This window comes from Shewanella baltica (genome assembly GCF_900456975.1).
Lineage (GTDB): Bacteria > Pseudomonadota > Gammaproteobacteria > Enterobacterales > Shewanellaceae > Shewanella > Shewanella baltica.
This window is the reverse complement of record NZ_UGYM01000002.1, coordinates 3,690,407-3,706,532: the sequence shown is the minus strand read 5'-3', so window position 1 is coordinate 3,706,532 and position 16,126 is coordinate 3,690,407. Positions and strand designations below refer to the sequence as shown.

Sequence of the window (16,126 nt, the reverse complement as noted above, 5' to 3'; positions counted from 1 at the left end):
ATTAGTCAATAATATAAGCGATTATGTCGCTACTCGATCTTAAAATCCTTAGCGAACAAGAGTTGCAGGGCCTTGAGGTATTCTTGATCCGGCTTAGGTTGCACGAGTTGGGCGAGTTCATCACCAATCGGCGTGAAGCGATAATAGCTAAAAAGCAGATTGCCACTCTTAGGCGTGAGCTTCATTTGTATGCCTTGCAGGGCAAATTGAATCGGCGTTTTGTTGTTAAGCAAGCCGGTTTCGAACTCGCTGCTGTGCAGTATCCCCGCATCGACTAAGGTCAGAATGCTGGAGTAGGGTAGGCCAAACTGGGATAAGCCTAAATTGACTGAGGTCGTTTTACGAAAATACTGGCCAATACCACCGGATAAGCGATAGCCGCTGATGAGTTTTAGGCGCTGTTCGCTATTGACCTTAGCCGCCATTCCGAGGGCTTTTTCAAGGATTTGCGCTTCCCTGTGGGTCAGCTGCTTAAGTAGCGCTAAGGTGCGCAGACTGAAGTTGCCGGGATTAACTATCTCGCTCGATAATATCCGTGCCCACAAGTCTTGCATCCTACGGTTATGGATTTGCTCCGCCATCAAAAAGAATTGATGACTCCAATCGGGATCGAGATCGACTCCAGTCACATCCGATGGCGTATAACTGAGGGCTAAGGCAAAAATGGTTTCTACATTGGCTTGATACTGGCTCGATAACTTGCGGGCTCTATGTTGGGCGCGTTCGGCGATGGAAGCATTCGCAGGGCGATATTCTTGCTCACTGGCTAAGCCTAATTGACGGCCGAGTAGCAGGGCTTTTTTGCGAGCAGATGCCTCGGATGTTGACTCGCCTTCTTCTGCCAACATTAAAATATCTGAATCCTTCATCGCGTTAATCCTTGAGCCTGCATTGGTGGGGAGGTGAGAGCAAAGCGCTCACCTTTATCTGTCTAACTTGTTTGCCTAGCTTTAGCATTTAACTTGAATATCTTGTTTGAATAGCTCGCTTGAGTGCCTAGCTTAGATGGCGATCGCTTTAGCGTTCGTTCTAGACTCAACATTGAGCTTAGCTTATTCCTGAGACCGTTATTATGCCGCTTTATTCGATCGCTTTATTCGATCGCTTTAGCGATGGATTTCGCTTTTTTGCTCGTCCAAGACCATAAGGTTTCATTACCCGGTTCAGGATGGCGCGGTACATTGAGCGCCAGAATTAACGAACATACGGCAAAGCCTGCGCCTATGTAAAATACCAAGGCGGGATCGGTTAACCATAATAAGCCCAAAAGCACAGGAATAATCACTGCGGCAATGTGATTAATGGTGAAACTGACCGACATAGTGGCGGCAATATCTTTGCTGTCGGCAATTTTTTGAAAATAGGTTTTCATCGCGATAGCCATCGCAAACAGTAAATGGTCGATCACATACAGCGCTGCCGCCATGTGTGCTTGCTCGACTAAGGCGTAACTGATGAAGACTATGATGAGTCCAACGTATTCCACTGTCAGCGCATTACGCTCACCAATTCGGCCAATAAACCGCCCAATTGCAGGCGCAAACAACAGATTAACGACATAGTTTATTAAGAACAGCGCAGTAATTTCACTCACGCTATAACCAAACTTTTCGACCATCATAAAGCCCGCAAACACCATAAAAATTTGCCGTCTCGCACCCGAGAAAAAGGTCAGCAGGTAATAGAGCCAATAGCGCTTACGCAGAATGATTTTCTTATGTTGGACTTCCGTAGTCTCAAATTTGGGGTAATACCAAGTCATGGTTAGCACCATGACCAGACCTAACGCGCCAATAATCAGATACATGTGTTGATAGTCTAACTTCAACCAGGTCATCACTAACCAAATACTGGCATAACCCACTAAGGCTGCGGCCGAGCGCCACGCCAGTGCTTTACCCATAAAACCCGCCGCATCTTTTTTATCGACCCACTGCAGCGTCAGTGATTGGTTGATGGTTTCAAAATAGTGAAACCCGACGGACATCAATACCGTCGTCAGATACAAGCCGATGACTTGAGGAAAGAAACCTGTCACCGCCACGCCGATACAAAGCAAGGCCAGCGAGAGCAGGGCGAAGGCTTGTTCTCGAATGAGTAAAAGCACAAAAATGGCGGTGAAAGCCAAGAAACCTGGGATCTCGCGCAGGCTTTGTAACATGCCGATTTCAGCACCGGTGAACTGGGCTTTTTCAATCACGAAGTTATTGAGCAGTGCCTGCCAAACGGCAAACACAAGCGACATCACAAAGGTCATCCACAGCAAGAGTGCTTTAGGATCTTTGGTTTGAATGGATTTCATGGATATGGACTCAGGCGATAAGTGTGCAAATGCTAATGCTTTTTTGGCTAATAGGCTAGATCACTTAACGCTTAAAGAGTGTGTGGTTTATGAATCAATATAGCGATTTCTTTGAATAAAAATACGGGCATCAGATCCGGTATACAATCAGATACTAATGTAATTTGTTTGTAAATTTAATTGTAAATTCTAATGCAAATCATTCTCAATTGATCTATTTTGTTCGCGCATTTACGGGGAAGCTGTTACACAGCGCGGAGAAAGAAATGAGAGCAGAGTTAAAGTTGAGTTCACTGGCCATCTTGGTCACTGCGTTCATAGGTGGGGTTAATTGCACTGCACAGGCAGCGACGGACCCTGCGATTTTAGAGCAGGCTATCGCAAGGCAAGAGGCTCAATTACAAGAATTAAAGCAGCAGTTATCAGAATTAGCTGCGCAACAGAAACAGCAGCAAGTTCAGCAGACAGACTATCAAACTAAGACCAGTGTCGCGGTAGATCGTGTTGAAACCGCCGCCGATAAACTTAGCAAGTTTTCATTTGAATCCTACGGTACCGCCGTTTATACCAGTGATGAGTACTTTGATAACGTCCAAGACACCACACCAGAGCGCCGTAATCGTTTCGATTTAGAACGTGTTGTAACTGAGTTCGGCTATCAATTTACCGATGCTTGGAGCATGGAAGTCGAAATAGAGTATGAGCATGGCGGCACAGGCGTCGCTTTAGAATACGATGGTTTTGATGAGTTCGGTGAATTTGAAACAGAAGTCGAAGCTGGCGGAGAGGTGATGATCGAAAAGGCTGAGCTGCGTTATCGTCCGTCTAAAGCCTTTGGTATTAAATTTGGTAATATCCATGTTCCTATTGGCTTGACCAGTATGCTGCACAAACCAAATCAATATCTTACCGTGATGCGTCATCGAAGCGAAGCCGCCATGATCCCCGCCGTTTGGAATGAAAACGGTATCGGTATATATGGTGAAATGGCTGATTTCCACTATCAGGCCCAAATTATCAGTGGTCTCAATTCAGAATATTTTAGAACCTATGATTGGGCAGCGTCGGGTCATCAAAAACGATTCGAGCATGTTAATGGCGACGATTTAGCATTTGCAGGACGTTTAGATTACGGCAACTTTAAGAAAGGTTCCGCCGTTGGTGTCGCTTACTACTATGGCAATACCAGTGGTAATCGTCACAAGAGTAATAAAATCAATGTGGATGGCACAGTTAGCATAGTGTCCGTCGCAGCGGCTTATGTTGAAGGTCCTTGGATCTTACGCGGTCAGTATCTCTACGGTACCTTGAGCGACAGCGATGCCATTACTCAAGCAAATAAAACAACGCCAGGCTTAAGGCCCGGTAACTTCGCACAGTTAGGATCGCAGTCACAGGCTTTCTTTGTTGAAGCTGGCATCGATTTGAATCATTTCACCTCTCTTCCGTTAACCGTATTTGCCAACATAGATTATTCCAATCCTTTGATGGAAGTCGAAACTGGCACAGCGACTCAGCGTTTTGAAAATACTTGGACCAGTGTCGGTATTAACTATTTCCCTATCCCACAGATAGTGATTAAAGCGGAAGCAGGCTTACAACAAGTGGCTGTCGCGAGCATTCCAGATACTAATTTCTTCGCCCTTGGCGTGGGTTATCAATTTTCGCTCTAGTCACATTCACTTTTGATGGAACAAATAGGACATTAAGCACTATGACATTACGTAAAACGGCAATAGCCATCGCCCTTATGAGTACCTTAGCTGCCTGTGGTGGTTCTGGATCGGATGATTCAACGCCCACAACACCAACTACACCGGATAATCGCTTTAGTTACGCCGCCACTGAGATGATCATTAACTTGACCGATGACGTTATCGTGGCTGGTTATGCGGACTTAGCCGCGAAAGCGGAAGCACTTTTACTGGCGACTCAGAAGCTAACTAACTCAACAGCACAAGCGGATTTAGACGCAGCTCAAGCTGCGTGGAAAGCGGCACGTTTACCTTGGGAACAAGGTGAATCACATATTTTTGGCCCAGTTGACTCACTTAGCATCGATCCACATCTTGATAGCTGGCCACTCAATACGACCGATCTACAAACACAGCTAAATACTAACTCAGGTTTTGATGCTGAGACGATTAAGGGCTGGAACGATGATGTACAAGGTTTTCATACCATTGAATTTTTATTATTCGGCGATGGTGTGAATGGTAATACTAAACCTATCAGTCAGTTAACAGCAAAAGAACGTGAGTATCTCATTGCACTGGCCGAAGTGTTCCGTGATTACACTAAGCAGCTCGACGATGCTTGGCAGATAAACCACAATCCGCAAGATGCTGCCGCTAAACCCTACGCTGAGTTGCTGAAGAATCCCGGTGTAGCAGGCAATACTATTTACTCATCGCAATTGGCTGTAGTTGAAGAGTTGATCAATGGCATGATTGCGATTGTCGATGAGGTCGGTAACGGTAAGATTGCTGATCCCTTTGGTGATTCCCTTGCCACCGCCGATACTTCAAAGGTGGAGTCGCAATATTCTTGGAACTCATTAGATGACTTTGCCAATAACATCATTGGTGTACGAAATGTATATCAAGGAGAGTTTACCGGTAACAGTGATCGTCAGGGCATCATTAACTTCGTGGCCGCTGCCGATGCGAACTTAGCGACACGTGTTAGCAGTGAAATCGATGATGCCATTATCAAGATCCGCGCTATTGCCGGCAGCAATCAACAGCCTTTCCGCCAAGCGATTAAAGATGATGCGGGAAGAGCGCGAATTCAAGTGGCTGTGGATGCCTTGACTAAGCTGAAAACCACACTTGAGTCTGATGTCATACCATTACTTTCTCGTTGGAAATCTTAATTTCATATTCAGAGCAATGCTAAGGCAATAGAGGTTCTTGGCATTGTCATGAAATGACGCTAAACGACGGAACCCGTTTGGTGAGTTATGTCTTAAGCAGCAAGGATGCAATTGCATAGTTGCTGCTTTGTCATTTTATTTGTGTGAGATTTTTGATGAATAACAGACACGTTTTATTACCTGCATTTTTCATTGGCTGTTTACAGCTGAGCGCCTGTGGTGGCAGTGGCGATGCACAAGATGTTGATACACCCATACCTGAACCTATTGTTTATCCTGAATATACGGATATCACTGCCAGCGGCGGCGCAACGACAACCTTTGATGCAGGCAATTCAGGACATGGTTTCTCTACACCATCGGTAAATCTAACAGCGACAGAACTTGCGCTGCACATGGCGGGCGATAAGTTTTTTGAGACTTCTTTTACCACGGCGCCAAACGCTGAACACCCTGAGTTAGATGGTTTAGGCCCCGTATTTAATAACGCTAACTGCAATGCATGCCATCAACGTGATGGACGCAACTCGACTCCACAAGTCAGCGCAGGTCAGGCACGAGTCAAACTGGGATCAGATGCGGGCATCTTTTTGCGGATAAGTAAGGCTGCCAATGACGTCTGTATTAAAGGCGATGTGAGTAATGATTATTGTGCACCCATTCCAGTACCTGATTTCGGCGGACAACTGTTTCATCGAGGCGTACTGCAAGCACGTGGTGATTGGCAACAGAATCAGTTTATTGGGCAAGCGGATGTTTACTTATCTTATGAGACAAAATCAGTGACTTACCCAGACAGTACTGAAGTCTTATTGAAGAAGCCGCTATTTGAAGTGGAAAACCCCTATGATGCGCCAGGAGAAACTAAGCAAAGCCCCAATTTGACCTCAAATCTTTTGCAAGACGATGTGTTAATGGGATGGCGTAATGGAATGCCAGTATTTGGCTTAGGTTTGCTCGAAGCGATTGCGCAGGAGGATATTTTGCAACATGTCGATGAAAATGATGCAAATCATGATGGGATTTCTGCAAGGGCAAACTATGTTTTTGATGCTGTGAAGGCACAAGCGGGTGATCAGGAACCTGTGTCTTTAGGCCGTTTTGGTTGGAAGGCGAATACCCCAAGTGTGCGTGTACAATCCCTAGGTGCACTGCGTGGCGATATTGGCATAACCAATCCTTTATTCCCCAATGAAAGTATCAAAGGTACGGCGCTACATGATGCTTATCTCACTCGAACAGGTTTTATTGATACAGGGGAAGATGAAAATGGTGCGCCTGAAGTCGGAGCTGAGTTCAGTGATGCTGTTGTTTTTTATGCTGAAACCTTGGCCGTTCCTGCAAGGCGGAATGTCGCTCAACCGAATGTAAGAGAGGGGGCGAGATTATTCACTCAACTTAATTGTACTGCTTGTCATGTGCCCTCTTATACCACTAAAACGAGTGGCGACATTGGTGGACGAGCCATGAGTGATAGCTTAAAAGGACAGAAGATATATCCCTTCACTGATTTATTATTACACGATATGGGCGAAGGGCTCGCCGATGGCCGACCAGACTTTTTAGCCTCGGGAAGCGAATGGCGTACAAGGCCACTATGGGGTATAGGTTTAACTCAGACGGTTAATCCTCAAGCCGGTTTCTTACATGATGGACGAGCCGCAACCCTAGAAGAAGCGATATTGTGGCATGGTGGTGAAGCTGAAAAGAGTCAAATTGCCTTTATGAATTTATCTAAAAATGAACGTGAGCAAGTCATTGCATTTTTAATGTCTTTGTAAAGCGTGACAGGATGATTTGTCGATTCATCCTGTTTACTGTATTTCAGTATGGGCAAACCTCAGGGTTTGCCTTTTTTTGTGAGCTTGCTAAAACTACCGCATATACCTGAGTGGTTTGGGGCTAAGCCCGTGATCTATTTCATGTAAATTGCAGGGTAAATCACCTAATATGAAATATCTTAATGGTTATTTTACGTTTGCATATCCAGTTAAACCCCACTGGAATGCCAATGACTCTGAGTGTCTATCGCTGCTTTTTGTGTATTTAGTCTGTGCGTGGTGATGTCACTTGATGTGCAAAACGGGCATAGAGAGTCGAAATTAAGCCGCCAGTAACAGTATTTTTTAGGCCGCTTATGGTTATTTTACTTGGGATTAATCGAGGCTAAATTGAAAAGAATTCTCATCATTTATTCTAGTGTTCACGGCCAGACCCAAAAAATTGCAACTAAGCTCGCGCAGCAGTTAACGGCCTTGGACAATGAGGTGGTTACCGCCGATATCAAGGCTGTTCCTGCACTCGCTGAGTTCGATAAAATCATCATTGGCGCCAGTATTCGCCATGGTAAACATAATCCTAGCTTGTACGAATTTATTGAAAAACATCAAGCTGTGTTGACGGGTAAGGTCAGCGGTTTTTTCTCCGTTAGTTTAGTCGCGCGTAAACCTGAGAAAAATACCCCAGAAACCAATCCTTATATGCAGGCATTCTTAAGTAAAACCACTTGGCGGCCACAGTTGTTGCGCGTTTTTGGGGGTAACCTGAATTACCAAGGTTATAACGCCTTAGATAGAAATATCATCCGTTTCATCATGTGGTTAACGAAAGGACCAACGGATCCAGTTACCAATGTGGAATACACGGATTGGCAGAAAGTGGCTGAATTTGGTGAGCAGATCCACCGTGCCTAATTTGGGCATTAAATCGTGGCGCCGCGTTTTGCCCCTAGCCCACTTTATTCGCGCTCACTAAGCCGCCGCGAATGCATTTAATCTTCAAACTTCAATCATGCAAAGGGCAAAGGAAGCATTAAGTAGGATGAAAAATATGATGAGTAAACTCAGCTCCTTGTTCCGAGTCATGATGGCGCATCTACATGTGTGGGTTGTGCTATCAAGCAGTTTACTCGTCTGTGCCAGCCCGTGGATTTTTATGGGCCGACGGATACCCGATAACGCCGGTTTTTGGGACTATTTGCATGTGTATTTAGGTTTAGCGTGCGCAGTGCTGGGGATATTGTTCTTACTCAGCAATACCTTGCATGGTAAATGGCGCCAATACTTTGGTTGGCTAGCTGGCGATTGGACGCAATTAAAACAGGATATGCTTGGACTCACAAAAGGCAAATTCCCCGTCGCAGGTGGTAAAGGGCTGTTTAGTGCAATAGAAGGTATCGGTATGCTGTTGCTGGTGGCGACAGGGGTTACGGGCCTCGTTTGGTTTGTTGTTCAAGGGACGCCAACGGCGCTGGCGTGGCGCGGTTATCATCAAATTTTTGCGCAGGCTTTTATCGGTTTCTTGATCGTACATTTAATCTTAGCGGCGAGTCATATTCTCGATTTCATTCGCCAATAACAGATTGGAAAATAACACTAAATGACTGTGTTTATATAGACGATTGAATTAAGTTCTTATATTGCAAGCGTGTTTCGAATGCGAATAAAAATGGCCTCCTAATTTGGAGGCCATTTTTTATGCTGACGGTGCCTTACTTTAACGCTTGTGTCTGGATTTAGCTAAGACGCTGCTGACGTGTCACACCAATTGCGGCGGCAAAGACTAAAAATAACCAGCCTATGCTGCCACCCGATGAGGTTTTAGCGGCTGCGGCATCTTTCTCAATGGCAAGATAGTTAATTAATCCAATTAACTCATCTAAGGTTTTGATGCTGTTTAAGTTTACTGCATATTTATCGTTCACGATAAAGGCGGGTACGCTGTCGATTTTGAATTCATTTTGCTGAGTTCGCCACAGGGCCAGTTTTTCACCGGTGCTTTTGCTGTCGGCTAACGCGTCGTACTTAGTGGCATCGACACCAAATTGGGCGAAGACTTTTTTGATGTCGTCGCGGTTGTTAATTTGCGGCTCGTGTTGATGGCCTGGTGCACTGTGATCGTGACCGTTTGCGCCCTCTGTGCCTTGGATTGCGGTAAACATGGCATGGGTTAAGGCGTCTTTGTTATCAAGGCTTTGGATCACGGCCAAAGAGCGCATCACTTCGGTACCAATATCGCTATTCATAAAGTCGACATGCTTATTGTCGAAACTTATCTGTTTGTTGAGGTTTGCCTTGATATCTGGCAAATAGTTGGTTTCCATATTGAAGCAGTTATGGCAATAAAATGAATAGAATTCAGTGAGTTTAGGTTCACTGCTAGGTGCTTTTGCCGAGATTTGAGTGTAGTGTGTGCCTTCAACAAAATTGGCGGCAAAGCTGCTCAAGGGCGCAATTGCTAAGGTTACAGCCAAGGCTAATTGTTTAATCATAGTTTCCTCAAATTCGGTGGGATTGAATTCACTGTGTCAGTTGTGGGTATCGTCGATATTTAACGGCCAACAGAAGCCATAAAGTGAGCTTCAATCTAGAAGTTTAGCTAGCCAAAATGCCAGCGTAACGCATAGGTTCAGGTTAAATGGAAAGGCTTAATTATGACTGAATTGGCTCGTTGTGACTGGGCTAAATCTGTGACCCCAATGGAAGTTTTACCTAAGATTTGCTTTAGCATTGCCTTGGCGTCGCAATAGTGCAGACAGGATCACACCGCTAAAGCGATAGGTGTCGATAGGTAACGATTCGATAGGTGTTGATTAATGGCAAGTACTATCGCTGGTGAAATGCTTAGGCAATGTCCCTTAGTGACTGCCACGCCTCGCACACTTCGCGAAAACGCGCCGCATCACCATCGGGTCGGTCTGGGTGCCACTTGAGCGCTAAACGGCGCCATTGCTTGCGGATATCGCGGGCGGTGGCGCTCTCGTCTAATTCGAAAACTCGCAGTGCATTGCCCTTGTTCATCAGATTGATATTTAAGCCAATATAGCTCTTATAATTGCTCCAGAAAGCCTCAAGTAATTCACGCACTACGTTTTCGCTGGTGTCGTAGTTATTCCAATCGAGATAATACTCACGTAGGGAAGTATCTTGCATAATCAGAAGGTTAACGTTTGATGGGACTAAGCGGAAGATTTGGATTTCCATGGCTTTGACTTGCAGCCATTGCTTGGGCAGTAATATTTCCTGCAGTTCAAACAAGGCGTTCATCAGCAGGAAGTTACGTTTGAATAAATCGTTACCCGGATTTTCATCAAGCTGGTGGATCAGCCCTTGAGTTTGTAATTCTGTGGCTAAGTGATGGATTTTCCAACTTTGGTTCGAGGCTTGTAAAACCGTGAGTAACGGCCAAATCAGTGGGTTATCGCCCTTAGTGTTTGCAACTCGAATCGATTGAGGTTCTTCAGTGAGCGAGGGTTTGGCAAATAACATACTGACTGTCCCATCCTAAATAGTGAGTGTGACCAATGCGCCGATAAAACCACTGGCTGCAAAAAAATGACTCGAAACTACGATAAACGATGATCCACTAAGCTATGCCGTTCTGGACTGTGCAGTAAATCATGCCATAGAGGCAAAGTGTAGGCAAAGATGAATTTTAGAGCAATACCGTGGTGGTTTACTCCTACTTTAGATGGCTTCTTGTGCAAATAAGCCGTTAATAGCAGGCAAGTTTTAGGATATTGTCGGCGAAGAGCGCTAGGGTGCAAAAAATTATGCCCTTGTTTATATCACATTAAATCAAGGGCATGTTTATTATTCACTTAAGATGAGGGCTAGATTTCAGTAAAAATCACCTCTTGATCTAAGCGAGATTTAGGCAATTTAGCGTTGAAATCATCCTCTGCGTGATAACCCATGGCGACAACTACGCAGGCGCATAGACCTTGCTCTCTTAAGCCTAAGACTTGATTCATTTTAGTGGCATCAAAACCTTCAATCGGACAAGTATCGATATCTAACACGCTTGCGCCGAGCATTAAAGTGCCGAGCGCTAAATAGACCTGTTTCTCCATCCAATGTTGTGCATCTTTCATCTCAAATTTATGCATGTTGGCGAAGAAAGAACGGCCATTATGCTGGGCTTGTTTTGCTTCCTCATTAGCTAAGCGGCCATCTTTTTCCTCTTGTTCAAGGATTTGCAGCAAATACGCTTCATCTAATTGAGTGCGAGTGCAGAGCACCACCACATGGGAAGCATTGAGGATTTTTTGGGTATTAAAGGCATAATTCTCGGTTGCTTGGGCGATTAAAGCTTTTCCTTCGGCCGTGCTTGCTAGTACAAAATGCCAAGGCTGTGAGTTAACTGACGAAGGGCTGAATTGTAGCAGGGTTTTGATATCTGCAATTTTTTCCGCTGGAATCGTCTTTGTTGGATCAAAGGCTTTAGTGGTGTAACGTTTTTTGGCGAAGAAACTTAAATCACTCATGTAACAGCTCCAAATCATCAGGAATACAAATTCAATGGCAGCATTTTAAGCAGGTTCAAGTAAAAAACAATGTGATCAAGACAGGTATTAGTTTCAAAAAAAATTTGAAACTGGATTTAGGATAAGTGATGAAAATAATTGAAACACAAAGAAGCTTAATTGAAGTGCTAGATAGGGATTCTGCGCATTTGTTGTTGAACTACTATCAAGATAATCAACAACATTTAGCGCCTTGGGAACCTATTCGTGGAAGTCAGTATTTAACACTTGAATATTGGCAAGAGTCGTTAACTGCGTCGGAGCAAGCTTTTAGCAATGGTAGTGAGTTTAAGTTTGTCGCACTGACAAAAAACAGGCAGGAAGTCATAGGCATCTGTAATTTTACAGGCGTTACCCGCGGAGCTTTTCAAGCCTGTTTCCTTGGCTATTCTATTTCGCAAAGATTTGAGGGGCAGGGGTTGATGACTGAGATCTTATCTGCAGGAATAGATTACATGTTCAAGGAAGTTGGGCTTCATCGGATCATGGCAAATTATATGCCTGAAAATAAGCGCAGTGCTGCGGTTTTGGCGCAACAAGGATTTGAAAAGGAAGGTTTTGCCCGAGATTACTTGATGATTGCAGGGCAATGGCGGGATCACGTATTGACAGCAAAGATCAATGGATGAGCTTAGTGCTAAGTTATGATCTGGCTTTAGATATAGGGCTTAGGTTGATTAAGGCAAAGCTTTTAGCCTGTATGGCCTATGCTGATTACTCTTTATTAAAAGAAGTCCCATCAGAGTCCAACTGGCTGATACGCCAGAACAATTCGACTATACCAGTATCCAGCTGCGCATTCGGGCCGCATTAAAAGGTGAGCAGCCCAAAAATCTACTGCCTTTTATCGGTAATGAATGTGATAACCAGCCCAATGGCATTGCGTTTTCCTTAACGGACTACCTCGAATTGGTGGAAGATACTGGCCGAATTATTCGAAGCGACAAACGAGGTGCTATCAGTGAAAATAGCGCCAAGTTACTGACAAGATTAAATATCCCCTATGACAATTGGCTCAAGCTCACTACTGAGTTTGGCAAGCTATTTCATGGCCCAGTGGGTACGCTGCAAGAACTGACCGATTACTGCGAACATTTAGAAAAACGACGACGGCACTTTGCGGCAAGCTGTCAGTACTTTCACAGCAACTAACTGTAATCCTGCTTAACCAGACCAATCACTACCCATTTGTTCTATAGGGTGGATTAGCATGTCTTAAATACACCATTTTTTAATGAGTTAGCTCATTTTTATGCCTCAGCTTTAGCCCTTCAACTTTTGATGACTCTACTTTAAGCAATTTTAGATCGTACAAGTTGTAGACAAACCAAAAGTGCATTATGTTGTTGATCTAAAATGGATGGCCAGATTTTTCTGCCCAGCGGTCGCTGGACCTTGTTTCACTCGGCCGCTGCTGGCGGCGTTACATGCCTAAGGAAAGTTATGGTTAGCCAGCAAGTTATCTGCGCTAAATTTGAAGCGGAATTTGCGCCTTGTAACAGCGGCGATAAGCTAGGTATTGCGATTGAAACTATCGGTAAATTCCCTATCAATGGTCTGCGCCACATAGCTGAAAATGAAACTTGTGGTTGGTATATTTGGTGTGGTGAAGAACTTAGTGATGATGCAGATTTCTTTAAACCTCTGCACGTGAGTCACATCAATAAGTACTTACAGGAAATTGAAAAGTATCTTGGCTTGCCTTCTGGATATAGGTTTTTGGTTGCTGCTGGTGTTGAGGATGTATGGCATGATCCTTCGCTTATCGGCATATAACAAGTTACTTAATTTCGTTCCGGCCACAAAAAGCGTGGCCTCCACGGGACTGCCTACGCTGCGCTGCGGCAGCCCATTAGTAATGCGTTAGCAGGTAAGTGGAAGACTCATCAGAAAAAGGATTGTCTATGTTTAAAGAACCGATAAAGTCATCATTTGCAACAGTACAAATAGGTGTGGCTAGGGCGGACGGTAAGCTGTCATTGACGGATACAGAGGTTGTTTTTGTCCCATTTAACGAGCAGCTTGGCCTCGGTCCCTACCATATCAAGCGTGATGAAATAAAGTTAGTGATTCAAGATGTGGGTAAGGGTGGTGGAATCATTCCGATCACAACTGATGCAATTCGAATCACTTTATCAAATGAGTCAACGTTTGTTTTTATCACGGCTAATCCGAAACAGTGGGTCGAAATTTTCAGTGAAATTAACAGCTAACAGGCGTTAAAGTGGGACTTGGTACGCGTGGTTTGGTTTAGTGTTTAGGGCGTTGTGCGGTCACTTCTGTAGTGCCGGCGCCCCTGAATGCGGCGTTGAACTAAGCCGCTGCGCGGAGCTTAACTGCGATTTAGTGGAATGATTAAGCCTGCTCGAATCAGCTAGACTTAAAAAAGATGCGATGGAACACAACCATGACAAAGGATTATCAATGAAATACGCAGAAACCATGCAATATTATTTGCTCAAAACAGCTCTGCAGCTCAGACCTTACCTCAAAAAAATAAATTCCTATAGCATCATTTATACCAATTGACATGGATGTGGTAGTGGCCATATTTGAGATTTAGTAAACAAGCGATTTATGCCCTGCAAACAGCGCAGCGCATAAATACTAAGACGTTATGTTACCAAATGGAATTGCATGAAGTATCTAAAATTAATCATAATAAAGCCACTTGAGGGCTACCTACATTTAACAGCTTGGCTTATATTCGCTTGGTTGTATTTCCAAATAATTCTTTCGGCAACAGCATTATTTTGCATTCCCAGTTTATTTAGCTTTTATTTTTTCGAATTCAATACGGCATGGAACATTGTGTACGGAGCATCAGGTCTCGGTTTTATTGTGGGTATTTGGTGGGCTGAAAATATTCGAAAAACACATGGTATTATCACTTTTCACGCATATTTACTCTCAACGCCTGAAACTAGCGAATCCCCAGATAAATTCGATGGGATTCAAATAAGTAGACACGCATGATGCTGTTTGATCTAATCAATTTCGCCAAAAACCTACTAGATCCAACATCATGCGTGATATCGACATATTACACGATTTACTCAAAAAACAATGCCCTCAAATACACCAAAAACGCCTTAATTCTCTGATGGTTGCTACTGAGTCTTTACTCGATGGCAATCAACTCTCGTTAACCCAGTTAGGACGGAACATAACGGGTAACGTTGCACCAAAACACAATATCAAGCGTATTGACCGACTGCTCGGAAATCTACATGTTGTCAAAGATAAGTTCGCTATTTATCAATGGCATGCACAGTATCTCTGCGGCTCAAATCCGATGCCCATTATTCTTGTGGATTGGTCTGATGTACGCGAGCAACTGCGAATGATGACCTTACGCGCATCAATCAGTGTTAAAGGTCGCTCCATTACTTTGTACGAACGCACTTTTCTATTTGAAGATTACAATGCCCCGCGCAGTCATAACACTTTCTTAGCTGAGCTTGCTAACGTATTGCCGCCAAGATGCTGCCCGCTCATCGTCACCGATGCAGGTTATCGCAATACTTGGTTTAGGGAAGTCGAGCGCCATGGCTGGTTTTGGCTAGGTCGAGTTCGCGGTGATGTCAGTTTTATGCTCAACGGCCAAACATCATGGCAGTCAAATAAATCCCTCTACCCTAAGGCGAATTCAACCGCGAAATACATAGGTAGCGTCAAGTTAGCGCGCAAGTCTCCGCTACAATGTTGCCTGCACTTGTTTAAAGCTAAACCTAAGCTGCGTAAGGATAAACGTTCTTCTAAAGCTGGGCGAAATCACACCGCACAAAAGAGTTACAGCTTAGGGAGTAAAGAGCCTTGGCTACTCGCAACAAATCTACCGCCGGACTACTTTGGCCCTTCAAAGGTCGTCGATTTATATGCTAAGCGAATGCAAATTGAAGAAACCTTCCGCGATTTAAAAAGTCCGCAATATGGCATGGGCCTTAGACAAAGCCGCAGCCGTTGTCCAAAGCGATATGATGTATTGCTGCTCATCGCTATGCTGGCTGAAATCGTGTTGTGGTGTATTGGGTTAGCGGCACAACACCTCGGATGGCAAAGATATTTTCAAGCCAATACAGTGAGAAAGCGGGCAGTGCTATCAATTGTCAGACTTGGAAAGGAAGTACGCAAAAGAGACAAATATCCGGTAAAGGAGACAATTTTTCGCTGGGCATTAATCGAATATATAAACTTAGTTCATGACGCTGGAAGACCTCAATTATGAGGGGATCCCCCAGCGCCTGAAATTGAAGGTTGGAGAGATAGATACGGTAACGTAATCAAGAAGCGGTAATATACAAGCTGTTCGACAGGGAGAAATACTGTTTGGCTTTTTATCTCTACGTTTCAAAATTATAGTCAAACATCATTTACCTGTTAGCAGGGTGTTAGTCCATAGAAATATTTATCCGAAGCCCACTGATTCGAGTAAAAAACTAACTCACTTTTGTCCAAAAGTATGTTGCGTATGTCCGGTGTCTTTTAAATCTACAGGTTATGCGAAAGCCAAAAAGGTGAGTAATGGTGATTGGCGAGACGACCGTCCGCCCCATGGCCGCTTTTTGGCATTCATGCCATCGTGGCATTTGTTAATCCTTTCACATCAGATGGGGCATACCTGCATCCAATGATGAATTTAACT

General features: G+C 44.3%; 14 protein-coding genes and 1 pseudogene. 10 read left to right on the top strand and 5 right to left on the bottom strand.

Translation table 11 applies throughout. The annotated features are described in order from the left end of the window. Positions 1-29 precede the first annotated feature (29 nt). Together DYH48_RS16605 and DYH48_RS16600 are read right to left on the bottom strand one after the other, a co-directional pair. Entirely contained in the window at positions 30-869 is an 840-nt protein-coding gene (locus DYH48_RS16605) for a TIGR03899 family protein (protein ID WP_011847636.1), read from the bottom strand. 224 nt (positions 870-1,093) lie between these two features. Continuing rightward, positions 1,094-2,302: an MFS transporter gene (locus tag DYH48_RS16600; RefSeq protein ID WP_071940123.1), complete on the bottom strand. Its 1,209-nt coding sequence runs from the start codon at positions 2,300-2,302 to the stop codon at positions 1,094-1,096. Positions 2,303-2,568: 266 nt separating this feature from the next. On the opposite strand from DYH48_RS16600, the gene DYH48_RS16595 reads away from it, so the two are divergent. From DYH48_RS16595 to DYH48_RS16575, 5 genes are all read left to right on the top strand, one after another. Beyond that, a complete protein-coding gene (locus DYH48_RS16595) occupies positions 2,569-3,975 on the top strand; it encodes a porin family protein (protein WP_115335387.1) in 1,407 nt (468 codons plus the stop codon). Between the two features lie 41 nt (positions 3,976-4,016). Beyond that, positions 4,017-5,177: an imelysin family protein gene (locus DYH48_RS16590; RefSeq protein ID WP_006085915.1), complete on the top strand. Its 1,161-nt coding sequence runs from the start codon at positions 4,017-4,019 to the stop codon at positions 5,175-5,177. A gap of 155 nt (positions 5,178-5,332) precedes the next feature. After that, a complete protein-coding gene (locus DYH48_RS16585) occupies positions 5,333-6,958 on the top strand; it encodes a di-heme oxidoredictase family protein (protein ID WP_006085914.1) in 1,626 nt (541 codons plus the stop codon). 390 nt (positions 6,959-7,348) lie between these two features. Continuing rightward, complete coding sequence (hemG, locus tag DYH48_RS16580) at positions 7,349-7,870, top strand: menaquinone-dependent protoporphyrinogen IX dehydrogenase (protein ID WP_006085913.1); 522 nt, start codon at positions 7,349-7,351, stop codon at positions 7,868-7,870. A 136-nt stretch (positions 7,871-8,006) separates the two neighbouring features. Next, a complete protein-coding gene (locus DYH48_RS16575) occupies positions 8,007-8,534 on the top strand; it encodes a cytochrome b/b6 domain-containing protein (RefSeq protein WP_006085912.1) in 528 nt (175 codons plus the stop codon). Between the two features lie 157 nt (positions 8,535-8,691). Here DYH48_RS16575 and DYH48_RS16570 read toward each other — a convergent pair whose 3' ends face one another. The 3 genes from DYH48_RS16570 to nfsB all read right to left on the bottom strand — a co-directional run bounded on the left by DYH48_RS16570 (position 8,692) and on the right by nfsB (position 11,442). Next, a complete protein-coding gene (locus DYH48_RS16570) occupies positions 8,692-9,447 on the bottom strand; it encodes a DsbA family protein (protein ID WP_006085911.1) in 756 nt (251 codons plus the stop codon). A gap of 352 nt (positions 9,448-9,799) precedes the next feature. Continuing rightward, positions 9,800-10,444, bottom strand: a complete 645-nt coding sequence (locus DYH48_RS16565; protein ID WP_006082872.1) for a DNA-J related domain-containing protein — start codon at positions 10,442-10,444, stop codon at positions 9,800-9,802. A gap of 344 nt (positions 10,445-10,788) precedes the next feature. After that, positions 10,789-11,442, bottom strand: coding sequence for an oxygen-insensitive NAD(P)H nitroreductase (gene nfsB / locus DYH48_RS16560; protein ID WP_011847631.1), 654 nt, complete (start codon positions 11,440-11,442; stop codon positions 10,789-10,791). A gap of 128 nt (positions 11,443-11,570) precedes the next feature. Between nfsB and rimJ the strand changes: the two genes are divergently transcribed. From rimJ to DYH48_RS16520, 5 genes and pseudogenes are all read left to right on the top strand, one after another. Continuing rightward, positions 11,571-12,110, top strand: a complete 540-nt coding sequence (gene rimJ / locus DYH48_RS16555; RefSeq protein ID WP_115335386.1) for a ribosomal protein S5-alanine N-acetyltransferase — start codon at positions 11,571-11,573, stop codon at positions 12,108-12,110. Positions 12,111-12,154: 44 nt separating this feature from the next. After that, positions 12,155-12,633: pseudogene (locus tag DYH48_RS16545) on the top strand (transposase); the annotation flags it as partial. 291 nt (positions 12,634-12,924) lie between these two features. Further along, complete coding sequence (locus DYH48_RS16540; RefSeq protein ID WP_115335385.1) at positions 12,925-13,257, top strand: immunity protein Imm33 domain-containing protein; 333 nt, start codon at positions 12,925-12,927, stop codon at positions 13,255-13,257. A gap of 128 nt (positions 13,258-13,385) precedes the next feature. Beyond that, the gene (locus DYH48_RS16535) at positions 13,386-13,694 is read left to right on the top strand and encodes a hypothetical protein (RefSeq protein ID WP_115335384.1); all 309 of its coding nucleotides are present in this window, start codon (positions 13,386-13,388) and stop codon (positions 13,692-13,694) included. 812 nt (positions 13,695-14,506) lie between these two features. Continuing rightward, on the top strand, positions 14,507-15,709 hold the full coding sequence (locus tag DYH48_RS16520; protein ID WP_011845662.1) for an IS4-like element ISShes5 family transposase: 1,203 nt from the start codon (positions 14,507-14,509) through the stop codon (positions 15,707-15,709). Positions 15,710-16,126: the final 417 nt, after the last annotated feature.